The sequence below is a fragment of the Nocardioides ferulae genome, from assembly GCF_003660455.1.
Classification (GTDB): domain Bacteria; phylum Actinomycetota; class Actinomycetes; order Propionibacteriales; family Nocardioidaceae; genus Nocardioides; species Nocardioides ferulae.
On the sequence record NZ_QZVR01000002.1, the window covers coordinates 20,006 to 38,647 of the forward strand.

The window sequence follows — 18,642 nt, forward strand, 5'->3', positions numbered from 1 at the left end:
AAAGGTCGACGCCTCGACGTCAGGTGAGAGACCGGGTCGAGGTGACGTCGTGCTCGGCGACCGATGCCGACTCGACGAGCGGGCCGAGGTCGTCGGGGATGCCGCTGCCGCGGAACGCGTCGACCGCCTCCTGAGACTCCCAGCACTCGAGGACGTTCACGCGGTCGGGGTCGAGCAGGTCCGGCGAGATCGCGAAGTCGAGGCAGCCCGGGGCGCTCCGGCCCTGCTCGACGATCGGCCGGCAGGAGGAGAGGAAGGCCTCGCGCCGGTGCTCGGCGACGACCAGGTGTCCGCTGACGATGACCATGGTGGTGCCGACCCGCCGGGCGCCCCGGACTCATCGGTCGCGACACCCTAGGGTCGTGCCCATGAGCGCCCCGATGTACCTCCCCACGTTCTACGTCCGCCAGAAGTTCGCGATGACCACGAACCGCTACGAGCTGTACGCCGTCGCGCCCGACGGCGGCTTCGGGCAGCTGATGGGCGTGGCGCAGCAGAAGCGGCTGGCGTTCAAGGAGGAGGTCGTCTTCTTCTCCGACGAGTCGCGCAGCCGCCGCGTCTTCTCGTTCAAGGCCCGCTCGGTGATGGACCTCAACGCCGGCTACGACGTCTACGACGAGAACGGCGTGCAACTGGGCTTCTTCCGCAAGGACTTCAAGGCGAGCCTGCTCCGCTCGACGTTCCACCTGGAAGGGCCGGGCTACACCGCGGTCGGCCAGGAGCGCAGCCAGGCGGTGGCACTGATCCGCCGGTTCATGGACATCCCGTTCCTGCCGATCCACTTCGACTTCACCGACCCCGGCGGCCAGGTGCTGCTCTCCAGCGAGCGACAGGCCAGCGTGCGGGACCGCTACACCGTCTCGGTGCCCGACCCGCGGGTCGACTTCCGCGTCGCCGCGGCAGTGGCGGTCGGCCTCGACGCGCTGATGCAGCGCTGACGCCGTCGAGCCAGGCGCGAGCGACCCATGCTGTTCCCCGACGCCCGTCGAGCGGTCGAGGCGACCGCCGGCGAGCTGCCCGTCCACGACCCGGCGTACGACGTGGCGGCCGCCCGCGAGGAGGCGCGGCGGGCGGCGCTGGCCGAGCCCCGCGAGGAGGTCGGCGAGGTGGTCGACCTCGACGTCGACGGGGTGCGGTGCCGTCTCTACCGGCCGCGGGAGGCCGCCGGCCACGGACTGGTCGTGCACCTGCACGGTGGCGGCTTCGTGTTCAACGACGTGGAGGTGCACGACCCGAGTGCCCGGCGCCTGGCCAACCGCAGCGGTCTCGCCGTGCTCAGCGTCGACTACCGTCGGCCGCCCGAGCACCGCTTCCCCGCCGCCCCCGACGATGTCGACCGGGTCCTGGGCTGGCTGGACCGCGAGGCCGGCCGCTGGGGGATCACCGGGCCGGCCTACGCCCACGGCGACAGCGCCGGGGCGAACCTGGCCCTGGTCGCGGCGCTGCGGCACCCCGGACGGTTCCGGGCCCTGGCTCTGATCTACCCCTTCCTGGACCCCACCCAGGCCTTCGACTCCTATCGCACCGCCTCCGAGACCTTCGACCAGGCCGAGGCCGCCTGGTACTGGCGGCAGTACGCCGCCACGCCGGCCGACCTGGAACACCCCGATCTGGCTCCGCTCCGCTCGGATCGGCTCGGCACCCTGCCGCCGACCCTGGTGGTCAGCGCCGAGCACGACCCGCTGCGTGACGAGGCCGAGGAACTGGCCAGGCGGCTGGCCGTGCTGGAGGTGCCGGTCGTGGCCACCCGCTACCTCGGGCAGGTGCACGGGTTCTGGCGGCACGCGTCGGCCTTCGTCGCGGCGGAGCCGCTGATGGCGCAGGTGGCGGGGTTCCTGCGGCTGCATCGGTGAGGACCGGCGCCGTGCTGCGCGCCGGGCCCCGATCCGGTGCGGTGCGGGCTCTGGGATGATCGGCCCATGCGCGTGCACCTCGGCTCCGACCATGCCGGCCTCGACCTGAAGAACCACCTGCTGGCCTGGCTGGGCGAGCACGGCTACGAGCCGATCGACCACGGTCCGTTCGTCTACGACGCCCTCGACGACTACCCGGTGTTCTGCCTGCGGGCCGCCGAGGCCGTGGCCGCCGAGCGAGCGGCGGGCACCGACAGCCTCGGTGTGGTGATCGGCGGGTCGGGCAACGGCGAGCAGATGGCGGCCAACAAGGTCCTCGGGGTCCGGTGCGCCCTCGTCTGGTCCGAGGAGACCGCGGTGCTGGCCCGGGAGCACAACGACGCGAACGTCGTGTCGGTGGGTGGCCGGATGCACTCCCTGGAGGAGATGACCCGGTTCGTCGAGGTGTTCTTGTCGACCGGCTTCCCCGGCGACGAGCGGCACGTGCGCCGGATCGGCCAGCTGGCCTCCTACGAGCAGACCCGCGTGTTGCCGCCCCTGCCCGACTCGGCGGCCGGACTCGGCCCGGATGCCTGAGGGGCACACCCTCCACCGGCTCGCCCGGGAGCTCACCGGCACCTTCGGCGGCCGCGCCGTGCGGGTGAGCAGCCCGCAGGGCCGGTTCGCCGAGGCCGCCGCGTTGCTCGACGGCTCCGCCGTACTGGACGCCGACGCGTGGGGCAAGCAGCTGTTCGTCGGGTTCGAGGGCGAGCGCTTCGTCCACGTCCACCTGGGCCTCTACGGCAAGTTCGACGTGCACGCCGGCGTGGCCGAGCTGCCGGACCCGGTCGGACAGGTCCGGCTGCGCCTGGCGGTCGAGGACACGCTGGCCGGCGACGTGGCCTACGCGGACCTGCGCGGCGCCACCACCTGCGCGCTCGTGACGCGTGCCCAGCGCGACGCCGTCGTGGCCCGCTCCGGGCCGGACCCGTTGCGCCCCGATGCCGACCCGTCCAGGGCCTGGGAGCGCATCCGTCGCAGCCGGTCTCCGATCGGGGGGCTGCTGATGGACCAGAGCGTGCTGGCCGGCGTCGGCAACGTCTACCGCGCCGAGTTGCTGTTCCGGCACCGGATGCATCCGCTGCGCCCGGGACGCACCCTCCGGGTGGGCCAGTGGCGGGCGATGTGGGACGACCTGGTCGAGCTGATGGCCGAGGGGGTCCGACTGGGCCGGATCGACACGGTGCGGCCCGAGCACACGCCCGAGGCCATGGGCCGGCCCCCGCGGCGGGACGACCACGGCGGAGAGGTCTACGTCTACCGGCGCACCGGCCAGCCCTGCCACGTCTGCGGCTCGGCGGTGCGCACCGACGTCCTCCAGGCGCGCAACGTCTTCTGGTGCCCGCGTTGCCAGCCGACGTTCCGCTCCCGAGCCGTACAGTGAGCGCACAGATGAGCGCGAGGACGGACCCCATGACCGCTGCGGACGGCGCCGCTCGGGCGCAGTCGCCCGCCACCCGTCATCCCTGGCGGACCCTGCGGCGCGGCCTGGCGCACGAGACCAGGGTGGTCGGCGTCCTCGCCGCGCTGGCGGCGGCGTGCACGATCGCGGTGGCGCTGTGGCCCGAGGGCATGCCGATGGTCACGCTGATGGTGCCGCTGCTGCTCGGCAGCCTGGTGCTGGGCCCACGGCAGCTGCCGTGGTTCGTGATCTTCGTGATGCTGATGCTGATGATCGCGCTGCTCGCGCAGACCGAGATCACCCTGCGGCTGGTGGGCACGGTGGCGACCGAGTTCCTGATGGGCTTCATCGTGCTGCTCACCTCGTTCCGCCGCTCGCGCCTCGGCGTGGCGGGGGTGATGGGTGAGTCGATGCTGATCGACCTTCGGGACCGCATCCTCGGTCAGGGTGGGGTGCCGGAGATGCCGGCCGGCTGGCACGTCGACTCCGCGCTCCGCTCCGCCGGTGGCACCCCCTTCGCGGGCGACTTCTTCGTCACCAGCAACCCCGAGCCCGATCGGCTCGAGGTCGTGCTGGTCGACGTCTCCGGCAAGGGCGAGCAGGCCGGCACCCGCGCGCTGCTGCTCTCGGGCGCGTTCGGTGGGCTCTTGGGCGCGCTGCCCACCGATCGGTTCCTCCCGGCGGCCAACGACTACCTGCTGCGGCAGGGCTGGGACGAGGGCTTCGCCACCGCGATCCACCTCAGCCTGCACCTCGACACCGGGGAGTTCGAGATCCGTACGGCGGGCCACCCGCCGGCCGCTCACCGCACGGCAGGCTCGGGGCGCTGGCAGGTGCTGGAGTCGTCCGGACCGGTCCTGGGCCTGATCGAGGACGCCGAGTTCGCGGTGGTGACCGGAGTGCTCCGTCCGGGCGACGCGGTGCTGCTCTACACCGACGGCATGGTGGAGCAGCCGCAGCGCGACATCGAGCTCGGCATCGACCGGATGCTCGGCGAGGCGGAGTCGCTGCTGCGCGGGAACTTCGAGAACGCCGCTCTCCGGATGGTCGAGGCGGTCGGGTCCCGCGACGACGACCGGGCCATGGTCGTGCTGCACCGGCGCTGAGCCCAGCGGCAACCACCAGTGGGGCCCGTCGGCGGCGCCCGTTCCTGGGCGGGCGCTCCCTCGGTTGGGGTGCGGCCCCCGTGATGTGGCACCATGACCCTCGCGCGAGGCAGGTTCTCGCGCGCGCGGATGTAGCTCAATGGTAGAGCCCCAGTCTTCCAAACTGGCTACGCGGGTTCGATTCCCGTCATCCGCTCCAAGGAGCCGTGCCCACCGGGAGACCGGCGGGGTGCCGGCTGCTTGGCGGGGCGTAGCGTAGTGGCTAGCGCGCCTGCTTTGGGAGCAGGAGATCGCAGGTTCGAGTCCTGTCGCCCCGACGGCCACCAGCGATCCGCCGACCCCGGTGACAGCCGGGCCCGGGGCCCGCGACCACGACACCAACCGGACCACCTCGTGCCGGACGACCAGTAGGAGACCACCTGTGAAGAGCGCCGTCGAGACCTTGAGCCCGACTCGGGCCAAGCTGACCGTCGAGGTGCCCTTCGAGGAGCTCAAGCCGAGCCTCGACGCGGCGTACAAGCAGATTGCCCAGCAGATCAACGTCCCGGGCTTCCGGCGCGGCAAGGTGCCGCCGATGGTGATCGACCGTCAGGTCGGCCGTGGCGCCGTGCTCGACCAGGCGATCAACGACGTGCTGCCCAAGAAGTACGTCGAGGCGCTGCAGGCCAACGACCTGCAGCCGCTGGCCCAGCCGGAGATCGAGGTGACCAAGTTCGAGGACAACCAGACCCTGGAGTTCACCGCCGAGGTCGAGGTCCGTCCCGAGATCGAGCTGCCCGACTACGACGGGCTCGAGGCCCAGGTCGACGACGTCACCGTCACCGACGAGGACGTCGAGGAGCAGGTGCAGTCGCTGCGCGAGCGGTTCGGCACCCTCGTCGACGTCGAGCGCGCCGCCGCCGAGAACGACTTCGTGGTGCTCGACCTCAAGGCCAGCAAGGACGGCGAGGTGCTCGAGGGCGCCGAGGTCTCCGGCATGAGCTACCAGGTCGGCCGCGGCGGCATGATCGACGGGCTCGACGAGGCCCTGACCGGGATGTCCGCGGGCGAGGACAAGACCTTCGCCTCCCAGCTGGTCGGCGGTGACCTGGTCGGCGAGGAGGTCCAGGTCGAGGTGACCGTCAGCCAGGTGCAGGAGCAGCAGCTGCCCGAGGTCGACGACGAGTTCGCCCAGCTCGCCTCCGAGTTCGACACCGTCGAGGAGCTCACCGCCGACGTGCGTGAGCGGCTGGGCCGGGGCAAGCGCCTCGAGCAGGCCGCCGAGGCCCGCGACGCGGTGCTGGAGGCCCTGCTCGACAAGGTCGAGGTCCCGCTGCCCGAGCACGTCGTCACCGACGAGCTCAACGCCCGCCGCCAGAACATCGAGCAGCAGCTGATGATGGCCGGCATCACGATGGAGAAGTTCCTCGAGGACGAGGGGCAGACCATCGAGGAGTTCGAGGCCGACCTGGACCGCCGGGTCCGTGACGCCGTCGCCGCGCAGTTCGTGCTCGACGAGGTCGCGAAGAAGGAGGAGTTCGGGGTCAGCCAGCAGGAGCTGTCCGAGCACCTGGTGCGGCGCGCCCAGCAGTCGGGCCAGAACCCGCAGGAGTTCGCCAACCACATGTTCGAGCACAACCACATCCCCGAGCTGGTGCAGGAGGTGCTGCGCGGCAAGGCGCTGGCCCGCATCGTCGAGGCGGCCGTGGTCAAGGACGCCTCGGGCAACGTGGTCGAGTTGAAGAACCTGCGGCCCGACGGCACCATCGGCGAGCCTGAGGACGAGGGCGCCGAGGCCGAGCAGGCCGACGAGTCCGCCGAGGAGCAGACCGAGGCGTGACGCCGCGGAGCCCCTGGCTTCACCCTGACGATCGAGCTCCCGCCGGGCCCCGCCCGGCGGGAGCTTCGTCGTCCGGGAGGGTTCCGCGCGACCCCTGCGACGTCGTAGCGTTCGGCCGCATGAGCGCCGCGACCAGCCCGCCCGCGCACGAGCCCGGCGTCCTCGACGCGCTGGCGCTGCTGGGCCACGCGACCGAGGAGTTGCTCGTCGGCGGCATCCGCGACACCCACCATGCCTGGGCCGACCGCGTGCACGGCGTCGTGCGCGAGGCCACCGGTGGCGCCTCGGCGGTGCCGGAGCTGGCGCACCGCGCGATCTCCTCGGCGGTCTTCGCCGGTGTCGGCGCTGGTCTGCGCACCGCCTCCCACGGCCTGGACCGGCTCGGTCGTCGCGGGCACGGGCCCCGGCTCGAGGCCACCCCGCGGGGCAGGTTCGTCAGCTCGGCGGTCAACGGGTTGATCGGCGACCGGCTCGTGCGGGAGCGGCCGCACCTGGCGTTCCCGATGGCGGTCCGCAGCGAGGGGCGCGACGTCCCGCTCGAGCCGGCGGCGCTGGCCCGGGCCTTCCCCGAGGCCGCCCAGCGGATCGTGGTCTTCGTGCACGGGCTCTGCGAGAACGAGAGCTACTGGCGGCACCGGCGGGCCGAGCGGGGCCCGACGTACGCCGAGGCGCTGGGCGCCGAGGGCTGGACACCGGTGATGCTGCGCGCCAACACCGGGCTGGGGGTCCGCGAGAACGGGGTCGCGCTCTCGTCGCTGATGCAGCGGCTGGTCGAGCACTGGCCGACCGAGGTCGCGCGGATCGCGATGATCGGGCACTCGATGGGCGGCCTGGTGATCCGGGCGGCCGGCGCGGTGGTCGACGCGGAGCCGGGGGAGCGGCGCGGGCCGGCTGGGGCCACGGACTGGACCCGGCTGGTGAGCGACGTGGTCACGCTGGGCACTCCCCACCTGGGTGCGCCGATCGCGCGGGGCATCGGCCACGGCAGCCGGGCGTTGAGCCGGCTGCCGGAGACGGCGGCGATCGGCCGGTTCCTCGACTGGCGGTCGGCGGGGGTGCACGACCTGGTCGCCGGGCTCGCCGCGGACGTTCCGCCGATGCCCCGGGCGCGCTACCGGCTGGTGGCGGCCACGGTCACGGGATCCCCGCGGCACCCCGTCGGGCACGTGGTCGGTGACCTGCTGGTGCGGGTGCCGTCGGCCTGCGGGCACGACCGGCACGGCGTCGAGCTGTTCCCGGGGGCGGAGGTCCTCCACGTGGGCCGAGCCGACCACTTCGATCTGCTCAACCACGCCCACGTGCATCGAGCCCTGCGGTCGTGGCTGGGCTGACAGGCTCGGGGGTGTACGGGGCGGCGTCGATGAAATCCGCTGTCGGCGAACAGGGGCGGATACTCCGTGGAGTTGTCGGTGACTGCGGCTAGGGTCGCAAGCGTGAACCAGAACCTCAGCGACTCCCTCGACGCCCGGAGCGCCCAGATGAACGGGGCGGCGGGCCTAGGCGTCCTCGACGACCACATCTACCAGCGCCTGCTGCGCGAGCGCATCGTGTTCCTCGGCTCCGAGGTGCGCGACCAGAACGCCAACGCGATCTGCGCGCAGCTGCTGCTGCTCTCGGCGGAGGACCCCGAGGCCGACATCTTCTTGCACATCAACAGCCCGGGCGGCTCCGTCGACGCCGGCATGGCGATCTACGACACGATGAACTACATCCCCAACGACGTGGCCACGGTCGCGATGGGGTTGGCGGCCTCGATGGGCCAGTTCCTGCTCTGCGCCGGCACCAAGGGCAAGCGCTACGCGCTGCCGCACGCGCGGATCATGATGCACCAGCCCTCCTCGGGCATGGGCGGCTCCGCCTCCGACATCAAGATCCAGGCCCAGCAGTCGCTGCACATCAAGCAGGTGCTGCTCGACCTGATCGCCGAGCACACCGGCCAGTCGCGCGAGCAGGTCGAGACCGACGCCGACCGCGACCGCTGGTTCACCGCCGACCAGGCCCGCGAGTACGGCCTGGTCGACCAAGTCATCAAGAGCGCACGCGAAGCAGCCGACGACGGCCGCCCGGCCCGGCAGAAGGACTCGAAGTGAACTACTACATCCCCCAGTGGGAAGAGCGCACCTCCTACGGCTTCCGGCGCATCGACCCCTACGCCAAGCTCTTCGAGGACCGCATCATCTACCTCGGCACCCCGATCTCCGACGACGTCGCCAACGCGGTCATCGCCCAGCTCATGTGCCTGGAGTCGATGAACCCCGACCAGGACGTCCAGATCTACATCAACTCCCCGGGCGGCTCGTTCACGGCGCTGACCGCGATCTACGACACGATGAACTTCATCAAGCCCGACGTGCAGACCGTGTGCATCGGGCAGGCCGCCTCGGCGGCCGCGATCCTGCTCGCCGCCGGCACCCGCGGCAAGCGGATGGCGCTGCCGAACAGCCGCATCCTGATCCACCAGCCCTACACCGAGGGCACCTTCGGCCAGACCTCCGACATCGAGATCCAGGCCAATGAGATCCTGCGGATGCGCGAGCTGCTGGAGAAGATGATCGCCGACCACAGCGGCCGCTCGGCCGAGCAGGTCAGCCACGACATCGAGCGCGACAAGATCTTGACCGCGGCGCAGGCCGTCGACTACGGCCTGATCGACACCGTGATCGAGTCCCGCAAGGGCACTCCGGCCCTGGCCTGAGCCGCCACCCGACGGCCTGCCTCCCCGTGCTCGACTCACGGTTCTCTCGTGTCCGCCGCCCATCGGGCGGCGGCACGAGGTACCGTCGTGAGTGTGAGGGAGGTCTGTCCGACCGACTGACCGCACTGCGGCTGGCCGCATCGACGTTGGACCCCGGCACCCGGTTGCCGGTGATGAGGAGGATGACCGCCCGTGGCACGCATCGGTGACGGAGGCGACCTGCTGAAGTGCTCTTTCTGCGGCAAGAGCCAGAAGCAGGTCAAGAAGCTGATCGCCGGCCCCGGCGTCTACATCTGCGACGAGTGCATCGACCTGTGCAACGAGATCATCGAAGAGGAGCTCAGCGAGGGCAGCGAGGTCGGTCTCGAGGAGCTGCCGAAGCCCCGCGAGATCTTCGAGTTCCTCAACTCCTACGTGATCGGCCAGGAGCAGGCGAAGAAGTCCCTCGCCGTCGCGGTCTACAACCACTACAAGCGGGTGCAGGCCGGGCTCCAGCCGGTGGCCGGCAAGCACAGCAAGGACGAGTCGGTCGAGGTCGCCAAGTCCAACATCTTGGTCATCGGGCCGACCGGCTGCGGCAAGACCTACCTCGCCCAGACGCTGGCTCGCATGCTCAACGTGCCGTTCGCGATCGCCGACGCGACCGCGCTCACCGAAGCCGGCTACGTCGGTGAGGACGTCGAGAACATCCTGCTGAAGCTGATCCAGGCCGCCGACTACGACGTCAAGAAGGCCGAGACCGGCATCATCTACATCGACGAGATCGACAAGGTGGCCCGCAAGGCGGAGAACCCCTCGATCACGCGAGACGTCTCCGGCGAGGGCGTCCAGCAGGCACTGCTGAAGATCATCGAGGGCACCACCGCCTCGGTGCCGCCCCAGGGCGGACGCAAGCACCCGCACCAGGAGTTCATCCAGATCGACACCACGAACATCCTGTTCGTCGTCGGCGGCGCGTTCTCCGGGCTCGAGCACATCGTCGAGCAGCGGGTCGGCAAGAAGACGCTCGGCTTCACCGCCGAGGTGCGCGCCCACGCCGAGGACGAGGCCGACGACCTGCTGGCCCAGGTGCGCCCCGAGGACCTCACCAAGTTCGGCCTGATCCCCGAGTTCATCGGCCGGCTGCCGCTGATCGCCAGTGTCACCAAGCTCGACCAGGAGGCTCTGGTCCAGATCCTCACCGAGCCCCGCAACGCGCTGGTCAAGCAGTACCAGAAGCTCTTCGAGCTCGATGGGGTCGAGCTGGAGTTCACCGACGACGCGATCGCGGCGGTCGCCGACAAGGCCATGGAGCGCGGCACCGGCGCTCGCGGCCTGCGGGCGATCATCGAGGAGGTCCTGCTGCACGTGATGTACGACGTGCCCTCGCGCGGCGACGTCGGCAAGGTCATCGTGTCCGGTGAGGTGGTCGAGGGCCGAGAGGCCCCCACCCTGGTCCTGCGCGAGTCCGAGACGAAGAAGAAGAAGTCGGCCTGACCGGCGCAGGCCCACCGGGGCCTGTCCGACCGGGCTAGGCCGTCTAGTCCCTTCGGGCCATTTTGTCCGCTGGGGGTCGAAACGAGCCGTCGAGCCCGCAAGACTCGATCGCGACATCTCGTCGTTCCTGAATCGGGCAGGAAGGGGTCGAGCCGTGGGCTCGAGGCACAAGGCGCCGCTGTATGTCTTCGTGATGCTCGCGATCGCCTGCAGCTTCATCCTGGTCAGCGACCTACGCGGCAGCGCCATCATCGGCGGCACCCGGGCTCCCAGCCATCCGGTCGGCGCGGCGCTCGGCGGCCCCGCCCAGTCGGGCGGCCAGCCGCACGCCACGACGCCGTCCCCGGTCCCTCACGTCCCGGCGGCCAGCACGCCCACGTGGGCGGAGCCGTCCGTGGTGTCGAGAGAGCGGGTCGCGGCGGCGCCGGCCGCCCCACAGAGCGGCCCGTTGATCGGAGTGGCGACGAGCGCCACCGTGCCGCAGCCCGGGTCGACCGGCAGCACCCTCACACCCGTGGACGTCGTGGGGGCGGCGGAGCCGATCCCCACGTCCGGGCAGGAGGCGCCCGACGCCGCCGATGGGGAGGAGCCCGACAGCCAGCCGGGAGGCCCCAAGCCGGGATCGCCGGCCTTCGGCTTCGCCGAGCTCTGGACACTGCCGCCGGCACCGCCGGCACCGCCCGCCGGCCAGCCGAGCCCGGGGCCGGTGACGCCGACCGTGCCCGAGGCGACGCCGACCGGGCCCGACGACCCGGCGTCCGAGGACGCCCGGCCGGACCCCGCACCCGCCCCGGAGCCGGCGACGCCGTAGCGCGCCGCCGGCCGAGGGACTACTCGGACTACTCGGACTGCTCGGCCAGCTCCGCGGTGACCGAGAGCTCGGTCGCCGACTCGTCCGCGGCGAAGACCAGCTCGCCGACGACCTTGCCGGTCTTGCGCAGGTCCTCGGCGGCCAGCTCGGCAGCCCGCACCAACGTCTCGGGGCCGCTCACCCGCGCGTGGGCGAGCTGGGCGCGCATCGACACCTTGGCCTGCGACTTCACGCCACGCAGCCCGGCCAGTGCCGACGCCACCGCGTCGACGGTGGCGGCCTCCGCCGCGGCGGCCGAGCCCAGCTCGACCGGCTCGGGCCAGGAGGCGCGGTGCACCGACCCCTCCTGCCACCACGACCAGACCTCTTCGGTCACGTAGGGCAGGAACGGCGCCAGGAGTCGCAGCTGCACGTGCAGGGCGATGGCGAGAGTCGCCTTCGCCGAGACGGTCGCGGCGCCGCCGTCCTCGGCGTACGCCCGCTCCTTGACCAGCTCGAGGTAGTCGTCGCAGAAGGACCAGAAGAACTTCTCGGACGCCTCCAGCGCCGTGGTGTAGTCGTAGCCTTCGAAGGCGTCGGTGGCCTTCTCGATCACCTCGGCGAGCCGGGCGAGCAGGGCGCAGTCGATCGGGTCGGAGACCTCGAACGGGTTGGGCTCGGTCGCGCCGACGCCGCCGAGCACGAACTTGGACGCGTTGAGCACCTTCATCGCCAACCGGCGCCCGACCTTCATCTGGGTCTCGTCGAAGGGGGAGTCGAGGCCGGGGCGGGCCATCGCGGCCCGCCAGCGCACCGCGTCGGAGCCGAACTTGTCGAGGATCTCGGTCGGGACGACCACGTTGCCCTTCGACTTCGACATCTTCTTGCGGTCCGGGTCGAGGATCCAGCCCGAGAGCATGGCGTGCGACCACGGCACCCGGCCGTTCTCGAAGTGCGCGCGCACCACCCGGCCGAACAGCCAGGTGCGGATGATGTCGTGGCCCTGCGTGCACAGGTCCATCGGGAAGACCCGCTCGAACAGGTCGGGGTCGCTCTCCCAGCCGCCGGCGATGTGCGGTGTCAGCGACGAGGTGGCCCAGGTGTCCATCACGTCGGGGTCGCCGACGAAGCCGCCCGGCTTGCCCCGCTGGCCCTCGTCGTAGCCGCGCGGAGCGTCGGTGGACGGGTCGACCGGCAGCTCGGCCTCGCTCGGCAGGAGCGGGTGGTCGTAGTCGGGCTCCCCCTCGGCGTCGAGCGGGTACCAGACGGGGAACGGGATGCCGAAGAACCGCTGCCGGCTGATCAGCCAGTCACCGTTGAGTCCACCGACCCAGTTGTCGTAGCGGTGCTGCATGTGCGCGGGGATCCAGGTGATCGACGCGCCGTCGTCGATCAGCTCCTTGCGCAGGCCGGCATCGCGGCCGCCGTTGCGGATGTACCACTGCCGGGTGGCGACGATCTCGAGCGGCTTGTCGCCACGCTCGTAGAAGTTGGCCATCCGCTGGGTGGGCTTCGGCTCGCCGTCCAGGTCGCCGGACTCGCGGAGCTTGGCCACCATCGCCTCACGGGCGGAGAAGGCGGTCTTGCCCTTGAGGTCCTCGTAGGCCGCGGCGGCGCGGTCGGAGGCGAGCCACTCCGGGGTCTCCCGGGTCATCCGTCCGTCGCGGCCGATCAACGTGCGCACCGGCAGTTGGAGCTCACGCCACCAGGTGACGTCGGTGAGGTCGCCGAACGTGCAGCACATGGCGATGCCGGCACCCTTGTCCATCTCGGCGGCCGGGTGGGCCAGCACCGGGATCTCGACGCCGAACACCGGGCTGGTGACCGTGCTGCCGAACAGCGGCTGGTAGCGCTCGTCGTCGGGGTGCGCGATCAGCGCCACGACCGAGGGGATCAGCTCGGGTCGGGTGGTCTCGATGTGGACCGGCTGCCCGTCGGGACGGCGGAAGGCCACCCGGTGGTAGGCGCCGGCGTACTCCCGGGCCTCCAGCTCGGCCTGGGCGACCGCGGTCTGGAAGGTGACGTCCCACAGCGTGGGCGCCTCCTGCAGGTAGGCCTCGCCCCGGGCGTAGTTGCGCAGGAAGGCGCGCTGGCTGGCGGTGCGGGCCTTGGCGCCGATCGTCGTGTAGTGCTGCTTCCAGTCGACCGAGAGGCCCAGGGTGCGCCACAGCTGCTCGAAGACCTGCTCGTCCTGCTCGACGAGCCGCTCGCAGAGCTCGACGAAGTTCGGGCGGCTGATCGGCACCTGCTTCTTGGGGTCCGGCTTCTCCGGCGGGGTGAAGTCGGGGTCGTAGGGCAGGCTCGGGTCGCAGCGCACCCCGTAGTAGTTCTGCACGCGCCGCTCGGTGGGCAGGCCGTTGTCGTCCCAGCCCATCGGGTAGAAGACGCTCTTGCCGCGCATCCGCTGGAAGCGGGCGACCAGGTCGGTGTGGGTGTAGGAGAAGACATGGCCGACGTGCAGGCTGCCGCTCACCGTCGGCGGGGGAGTGTCGATCGAGTAGACGCTCTCCCGCGGCTGGGTGCGGTCGAAGGCGTAGGTGTCGTCGGCCTTCCACCGCTCGGCCCACTTGGCCTCCAGGCCCTCCAGCGCCGGCTTGTCCGGTACGACGACGGCGGCGGGCGCGCTCGTCGTATCGGTGGCCTGGGGCTGCTGGGTGTCGGTCATGGGCGAAATCCTAGGGTGAGCGTGCTCACCTGCGGAAACCGGTCGCCCTGCTCGGACGCGAGCCTCCGGGTGCTCCCTCCCACGCCGAGGGGTCGATCGTTCCGCGACACGCCGAGAACCGGCGGGGAATGGGGGACCCCTCGGCGTCAATCCCAGAGCAGCACCGGCTTGATCACCGCACCCGCGAGCACGTCGGCCACGGCGGTGCGGATCTCGGTGAAGGGGTAGCTGCGGACCAGCTCGGCGACGGGGAAGCGGCCCTCCGCGGCCAGGCGCAGCAGGCGAGGGACCATCTCCTGGGGGTCGGAGTCGCCCTCGATCGAGCCCATCACCCGCTTCCCGTTCTGCAGCAGGTCGATGGCGTCGAGGGTGTACTCCTCGGCGCCGAGGCCCAGGGCGACCAGCGTGCCGCGCGGCGCCAGCGACTGCTGCGCCTGCTTGACCACCGCGGGCACCGCGGTGGTGTCGATCGCGAAGGAGGCGCCACCCCCGGTCAGGCCCTTGACCGCCTCGACGACCGCCGCGCCGTCGAGCCCGGTGGCGTCCACGGTGAGCGCGCCGTGCTTCTGTGCGATCTGCAGCCGGCCCGGCTGCAGGTCGACGGCGACGACGGTGGCGACCTCGGTGGTGGCGGCCGCCATGACCGCGGCCAGGCCGACCGCGCCGGCGCCGTACACGACCAGGCTGTCCTCGGGCCCGGGCCGGAGCACGTTCAGCACGGTGCCGGCCCCGGTCTGGAAGCCGCAGCCGTAGGGGGCGGCGAGGCAGAGGTCGACGTCCTTGTCGACCACCACGCAGTTGTCGGCCGAGGCGATCGCGTGCCGGCTGAAGCTGGACTGGCCGAAGAACGAGCCGAACACCGGCTGTCCGTCGCGCCGGTAGGTGGTCGAGCCGTCCAGGCGCATGCCCATGTAGTTGAGCATCAGGTGGGACTCGCAGTAGCCGACCCGCCCGGCCCGGCAGGGTGCGCAGCCGCGGCAGGAGCGGAAGCTGAGCAGCACGTGGTCGCCGACCGCGATGCCGGAGACGTCGGCGCCGACCTGCTCGACCACGCCCGCCCCCTCGTGGCCGAACACGTTCGGGAACATCTCCTCCGGCAGGAAGGAGCGCAGCGTGATGTCGGTGTGGCAGAGCCCGGCGGCCACGATCCGCACCAGCACCTCGTCGGCGCGGGGCCCGTCGAGCTCGACCTCCTCGATCGAGAAGTCCTGTCCCTGGCCGTTCACGACGGCGACCGTGGTCCTCATGAACGGAGACTAGAACGTGTTCCAGCTCACTGTCCCGGGCGCGTCCCGTTCGGGCGGTCCGTCCGCCCCGCCGGCGTCTCGTCGGGCCGCATAGACTCGGCTCCGCCATGAGCGAACCCCCCGCCGCCCGCCTCGCCCAGACCGCCGCCGAGGTCGAGGACGCCCTGCTCTCCCGCTGGCCCGAGACCAGGCTCGAGCCCTCGCTGGACCGGATCCGCGCGTTCGCGGAGCTGCTCGGCGACCCGCAGCGCGCCTATCCGGTCATCCATCTCACCGGCACCAACGGCAAGACCTCCACCTCGCGGATGATCGACACGCTGCTGCGGGCGCTCGACCTGCGCACCGGTCGGTTCACCAGCCCGCACGTCGAGCGGATGGCGGAGCGGATCGCGGTCGACGGCGAGCCGCTCGACGACGAGGCGTTCGTGCGCGCGTTCAACGACGTCGCGCCCTACACCCACCTCGTCGACGCGGACGCAGGCCACCCGCTCTCCTTCTTCGAGACCGTGGTGGGCATGGCCTACGCCGCCTTCGCCGACGCCCCGGTCGATGTCGCCGTGGTCGAGGTCGGGATGGGCGGGTCCTGGGACGCCACCAACATCGTGGACGCCAAGGTCGCGGTCGTGCTGCCGGTGGCCGTCGACCACGCCCGCTACCTCGGCGGCACGCCCGCCGCGATCGCGGAGGAGAAGGCCGGGATCATCAAGCCGGGCTCGGTGGTGGTGATGGCCGAGCAGTCGCCCGAGGCGGCCGAGGTGCTGCTGCGCCGCGCCGTCGAGGCCGGCGTCACCGTCGCCCGCGAGGGCGTGGAGTTCGGCGTCGTCTCGCGAGTGCCCGCGGTCGGTGGCCAGGTGGTCTCGCTGCAGGGACTGCGCGCGCGCTACGACGAGGTGTTCCTGCCGCTCCACGGCGCCCACCAGGCCCAGAACGCCGCGGTCGCCCTCGCCTCCGTGGAGGCGTTCCTCGGCGAGCAGCCCCTCGAGGACGAGCTGGTCCGTGCCGCGTTCGCGGAGGTCACCTCGCCAGGCCGCCTCGAGGTGGTCCGGCGCAGCCCGACGATCGTGCTCGACGCCGCCCACAACCCGCACGGCGCCGCGGCGACGGCCGCGGCACTCGAGGACTCCTTCGCGTTCGCCCCGCTGATCGGTGTGGTCGCGGTGATGGGCGACAAGGACCACGAGGGCCTGCTGGCGGCGTTCGAGCCGCACCTGGCCCACCTGATCTGCACCCAGAACTCCACCGACCGTGCGCTCCCGGCGGAGCGGCTCGCCGCCGCCGCCCGCGAGATCTTCGACCCCGAGCGGGTCACGGTCGTGCCGGACCTCTCCGACGCGATCGACCAGGCCGCGGCCCTCGCCGAGGCCGGCGAGGCGTTCGGCGACCCGCTCGGCTCAGGGGCGGTGCTGGTCACCGGCTCGGTCGTCACGGTCGGTGAGGCCCGCTCGCTGCTGGTCCGGGAGCGCGACCGGTGAGCGGCGCCGAGCCCGGAGCCGAGAACGAGGCGGCGCAGGGGCGGGATCCGGCGCCCGGCGGCCCGGCCGGGCAGCGGTCGCCGCGCCGCGGGATGTGTGCGGCCGTGCTCTCGCTCGAGGCGATCACCCTCGGCCTCACCACGCCCGTGATGGTGACGATCGCCGACGTGCGGCTGGGTGCGGCCCTCACCGTCGGCCTGGGGCTCACCGTGCTCTGTCTGCTCGTCGCCGGGGCCCTCCGCTCGGAGTGGGGCTTCCGCGCCGGCTGGGCGATCCAGGTGGCGGCGGTCGGCCTGGGCTTCGTGGTGCCGCTGATGTTCTTCCTGGGCGGCGTCTTCGCGCTGCTGTGGGGGACGGCCGACTGGCTCGGACGCAAGATCGAACGCGAGCGGGCCGCCGCGTGGGCCGCCTACCTCCCCGATCAGGACTGACGACGACGTCCACCGGCGGCCCACGACAGTGGAACCGGTGATCCACCTCTCATCCACAAACGGGCCACTATTTGGCACGAACGGGCCCATTCGGGCATCGGAAATGGCGTTCGGTCCAAGCGGATAGCCCATCTGGGCCATGCTCCGATAGTCCGCGATCTGCCGACTTCAGGTAGTTCGACAGGTCCGTAGTGATCATTCCAGTTTGAATGCGCCGGGATGGGACCAAAGACCCTGCGGACCCATGGGTTGTTCGCTCAAACTCTGTCTCGTGAACGCTAACAACGTCGAAGAGCTGGTGCACCAGCACCTGCCGCTGGTCGGCCACATCGTCCGCGAGACCCTGAGCCGGGTTCCCAGCCACGTGGACCGGGACGACCTCACCTCCGCCGGCCTGTTCGCGCTGGCCCAGGCCGCCCAGGGCTTCGACGCCGAGCGCGGCGTCCCGTTCACCGCGTACGCCGCTCAGCGGATCCGCGGCGGGATCCTCGACGAGCTCCGTGGTCGCGACTGGGCGTCGCGGTCGGTGCGCCGCCGGGCCCGCGAGCTCGAGGTCACCCGCTCCCAGCTGGCGGTCACCTTGGGACGGGTCCCCACCAACGCGGACGTCGCCAGTGCCACCGGCCTGAGCGAGCAGCAGGTCGCCGAGAGCGACGACGACGTCTCGCGGGCCCAGGTGTTCTCGCTGGACGCCGGGGAGGGCGCCCTCGCCGAGGTCCTGATCAGCGCGTTCCCCGACCCGGCCGCCGCCGCCGAGCACCAGGAGCGGCTCACCTACCTCGTGGCCGCGATCGCCGAGCTCCCGGACCGGATGCGCACGGTGGTCGAGGAGTACTTCCTCGCGGAGCGCCCGATGGCCGAGATCGCCGCCGAGCTGGGCGTCACCGAGTCCCGGATCTCGCAGATCCGGGCCGAGGCGCTGGTGCTGCTGCGCGAGGTCTTCGCCCGCGAGCTGGAGCCCGGGATCGCGACCGCCCCGGCGCCGCGCCCGGGTGGCTGCGCCGCCCGCCGTCGCGAGGCCTACCACGACGCCGTCCGGGCCCGCCTGGCCGGCTCCAGCGATTCTCGCGCCGCCCGGCCGCTGGCGGCGACGGCCTGATCGCACCCCGCGCACGCCGGCGACGACCGTGGCGAGCGCCGGGTCCAGCTGTGCGTGAAGTGGCCGCGACGCCGGACGCTAGGGTCAGGCTCATGAGCGGAACGACTGCCGAGCGCACCCTGGTCCTCCTCAAGCCCGACGCCGTCGCACGCGGGCTGTCCGGGCGGATCCTGGCGCGTTACGAGGACAAGGGACTGCGGATCGTCGCGATGGAGCAGCGCACCATCGACGCCGCCGTCGCCGACCGGCACTACGCCGAGCACGTCGAGAAGGCGTTCTACCCGCCGCTGCGCGACTTCGTCACCAGCGGCCCGCTCGTCGCGGTGGTGCTCGAGGGTGAGCACGCGGTCGAGATCGTGCGCGCGCTCAACGGCGCCACCGACGGCAGCAAGGCCGCTCCGGGCACGATCCGCGGAGACCTCTCGCTCTCCAACCGCGAGAACCTCGTGCACGGCTCCGACTCGACCGAGTCCGCCGCCCGCGAGATCGGGATCTGGTTCCCCGGGCTCTGACCTGCTGAACTCAGCCGTCTCCCCGCGGCAGCCCGA

General features: G+C 71.8%; 18 protein-coding genes and 2 tRNA genes. 17 read left to right on the forward strand and 3 right to left on the reverse strand.

Going from position 1 to position 18,642, the window contains the following annotated elements; translation table 11 throughout:
• Positions 1-19 precede the first annotated feature (19 nt).
• Positions 20-307, reverse strand: a complete 288-nt coding sequence (locus D6B71_RS03160) for a putative quinol monooxygenase (RefSeq protein WP_121251984.1) — start codon at positions 305-307, stop codon at positions 20-22.
• A 61-nt stretch (positions 308-368) separates the two neighbouring features.
• Here D6B71_RS03160 and D6B71_RS03165 point away from each other — a divergent pair, with 61 nt between their 5' ends.
• From D6B71_RS03165 to D6B71_RS23720, 13 genes are all read left to right on the forward strand, one after another.
• Positions 369-938 carry an LURP-one-related family protein gene (locus D6B71_RS03165; protein ID WP_121251986.1) on the forward strand — a complete coding sequence of 190 codons (570 nt, stop codon included), beginning with the start codon at positions 369-371 and terminating at the stop codon, positions 936-938.
• A 27-nt stretch (positions 939-965) separates the two neighbouring features.
• Positions 966-1,853, forward strand: a complete 888-nt coding sequence (locus D6B71_RS03170; protein WP_121251988.1) for an alpha/beta hydrolase — start codon at positions 966-968, stop codon at positions 1,851-1,853.
• Positions 1,854-1,919: 66 nt separating this feature from the next.
• On the forward strand, positions 1,920-2,429 hold the full coding sequence (locus tag D6B71_RS03175) for a ribose-5-phosphate isomerase (protein WP_121251990.1): 510 nt from the start codon (positions 1,920-1,922) through the stop codon (positions 2,427-2,429).
• On the forward strand, positions 2,422-3,276 hold the full coding sequence (locus D6B71_RS03180) for an Fpg/Nei family DNA glycosylase (protein ID WP_121251992.1): 855 nt from the start codon (positions 2,422-2,424) through the stop codon (positions 3,274-3,276). Before D6B71_RS03175 ends, D6B71_RS03180 begins: the two co-directional genes overlap by 8 nt.
• 29 nt (positions 3,277-3,305) lie before the next feature.
• On the forward strand, positions 3,306-4,400 hold the full coding sequence (locus tag D6B71_RS03185; protein WP_121251995.1) for a PP2C family protein-serine/threonine phosphatase: 1,095 nt from the start codon (positions 3,306-3,308) through the stop codon (positions 4,398-4,400).
• Between the two features lie 125 nt (positions 4,401-4,525).
• Positions 4,526-4,599, forward strand: a tRNA-Gly gene (locus D6B71_RS03190).
• A 45-nt stretch (positions 4,600-4,644) separates the two neighbouring features.
• Positions 4,645-4,717, forward strand: a tRNA-Pro gene (locus D6B71_RS03195).
• A 104-nt stretch (positions 4,718-4,821) separates the two neighbouring features.
• On the forward strand, positions 4,822-6,219 hold the full coding sequence (gene tig / locus D6B71_RS03200) for a trigger factor (RefSeq protein ID WP_121251997.1): 1,398 nt from the start codon (positions 4,822-4,824) through the stop codon (positions 6,217-6,219).
• A 119-nt stretch (positions 6,220-6,338) separates the two neighbouring features.
• The gene (locus D6B71_RS03205; RefSeq protein WP_121251999.1) at positions 6,339-7,550 is read left to right on the forward strand and encodes an alpha/beta hydrolase; all 1,212 of its coding nucleotides are present in this window, start codon (positions 6,339-6,341) and stop codon (positions 7,548-7,550) included.
• 147 nt (positions 7,551-7,697) lie between these two features.
• A complete protein-coding gene (locus D6B71_RS03210; RefSeq protein WP_121252883.1) occupies positions 7,698-8,309 on the forward strand; it encodes a ClpP family protease in 612 nt (203 codons plus the stop codon).
• Positions 8,306-8,914 carry an ATP-dependent Clp protease proteolytic subunit gene (locus tag D6B71_RS03215; protein WP_121252001.1) on the forward strand — a complete coding sequence of 203 codons (609 nt, stop codon included), beginning with the start codon at positions 8,306-8,308 and terminating at the stop codon, positions 8,912-8,914. The genes D6B71_RS03210 and D6B71_RS03215 overlap by 4 nt, the downstream gene beginning before the upstream one ends.
• Positions 8,915-9,106: 192 nt before the next feature.
• Positions 9,107-10,390, forward strand: coding sequence for an ATP-dependent Clp protease ATP-binding subunit ClpX (clpX, locus tag D6B71_RS03220; RefSeq protein ID WP_121252003.1), 1,284 nt, complete (start codon positions 9,107-9,109; stop codon positions 10,388-10,390).
• A gap of 154 nt (positions 10,391-10,544) precedes the next feature.
• Entirely contained in the window at positions 10,545-11,201 is a 657-nt protein-coding gene (locus tag D6B71_RS23720) for a hypothetical protein (RefSeq protein WP_121252005.1), read from the forward strand.
• Positions 11,202-11,229: 28 nt separating this feature from the next.
• Here the strand turns inward: D6B71_RS23720 and valS are convergent, their stop codons facing one another.
• Positions 11,230-13,845, reverse strand: coding sequence for a valine--tRNA ligase (gene valS / locus D6B71_RS03230; protein ID WP_121252007.1), 2,616 nt, complete (start codon positions 13,843-13,845; stop codon positions 11,230-11,232).
• Positions 13,846-13,991: 146 nt separating this feature from the next.
• Positions 13,992-15,092, reverse strand: a complete 1,101-nt coding sequence (locus D6B71_RS03235; protein WP_121252009.1) for an NAD(P)-dependent alcohol dehydrogenase — start codon at positions 15,090-15,092, stop codon at positions 13,992-13,994.
• Positions 15,093-15,199: 107 nt separating this feature from the next.
• Here D6B71_RS03235 and D6B71_RS03240 point away from each other — a divergent pair, with 107 nt between their 5' ends.
• The 4 genes from D6B71_RS03240 to ndk all read left to right on the forward strand — a co-directional run bounded on the left by D6B71_RS03240 (position 15,200) and on the right by ndk (position 18,606).
• Complete coding sequence (locus D6B71_RS03240) at positions 15,200-16,564, forward strand: bifunctional folylpolyglutamate synthase/dihydrofolate synthase (RefSeq protein ID WP_121252011.1); 1,365 nt, start codon at positions 15,200-15,202, stop codon at positions 16,562-16,564.
• Positions 16,561-16,995 (forward strand): DUF4233 domain-containing protein, encoded by a 435-nt coding sequence (locus D6B71_RS03245; RefSeq protein ID WP_240641034.1) that lies wholly within the window; start codon positions 16,561-16,563, stop codon positions 16,993-16,995. The genes D6B71_RS03240 and D6B71_RS03245 overlap by 4 nt, the downstream gene beginning before the upstream one ends.
• 271 nt (positions 16,996-17,266) lie before the next feature.
• Positions 17,267-18,094 (forward strand): sigma-70 family RNA polymerase sigma factor, encoded by an 828-nt coding sequence (locus D6B71_RS03250; RefSeq protein ID WP_240641035.1) that lies wholly within the window; start codon positions 17,267-17,269, stop codon positions 18,092-18,094.
• Positions 18,095-18,186: 92 nt separating this feature from the next.
• Positions 18,187-18,606, forward strand: a complete 420-nt coding sequence (ndk, locus tag D6B71_RS03255; RefSeq protein ID WP_121252015.1) for a nucleoside-diphosphate kinase — start codon at positions 18,187-18,189, stop codon at positions 18,604-18,606.
• Positions 18,607-18,642: the final 36 nt, after the last annotated feature.

What these genes read in the sequence shown, in the direction of transcription:
- valS (WP_121252007.1), bottom strand. Translation starts at nt 13,845, where the DNA reads ATGACCGACACCCAGCAGCCCCAGGCCACCGATACGACGAGCGCGCCC.
- D6B71_RS03240 (WP_121252011.1), top strand. Translation starts at nt 15,200, where the DNA reads ATGAGCGAACCCCCCGCCGCCCGCCTCGCCCAGACCGCCGCCGAGGTC.
- D6B71_RS03185 (WP_121251995.1), top strand. Translation starts at nt 3,306, where the DNA reads ATGACCGCTGCGGACGGCGCCGCTCGGGCGCAGTCGCCCGCCACCCGT.
- D6B71_RS03210 (WP_121252883.1), top strand. Translation starts at nt 7,698, where the DNA reads ATGAACGGGGCGGCGGGCCTAGGCGTCCTCGACGACCACATCTACCAG.
- D6B71_RS03160 (WP_121251984.1), bottom strand. Translation starts at nt 307, where the DNA reads ATGGTCATCGTCAGCGGACACCTGGTCGTCGCCGAGCACCGGCGCGAG.
- ndk (WP_121252015.1), top strand. Translation starts at nt 18,187, where the DNA reads ATGAGCGGAACGACTGCCGAGCGCACCCTGGTCCTCCTCAAGCCCGAC.
- D6B71_RS03165 (WP_121251986.1), top strand. Translation starts at nt 369, where the DNA reads ATGAGCGCCCCGATGTACCTCCCCACGTTCTACGTCCGCCAGAAGTTC.
- D6B71_RS03170 (WP_121251988.1), top strand. Translation starts at nt 966, where the DNA reads ATGCTGTTCCCCGACGCCCGTCGAGCGGTCGAGGCGACCGCCGGCGAG.
- D6B71_RS03180 (WP_121251992.1), top strand. Translation starts at nt 2,422, where the DNA reads ATGCCTGAGGGGCACACCCTCCACCGGCTCGCCCGGGAGCTCACCGGC.
- D6B71_RS03175 (WP_121251990.1), top strand. Translation starts at nt 1,920, where the DNA reads ATGCGCGTGCACCTCGGCTCCGACCATGCCGGCCTCGACCTGAAGAAC.
- D6B71_RS03205 (WP_121251999.1), top strand. Translation starts at nt 6,339, where the DNA reads ATGAGCGCCGCGACCAGCCCGCCCGCGCACGAGCCCGGCGTCCTCGAC.
- D6B71_RS03235 (WP_121252009.1), bottom strand. Translation starts at nt 15,092, where the DNA reads ATGAGGACCACGGTCGCCGTCGTGAACGGCCAGGGACAGGACTTCTCG.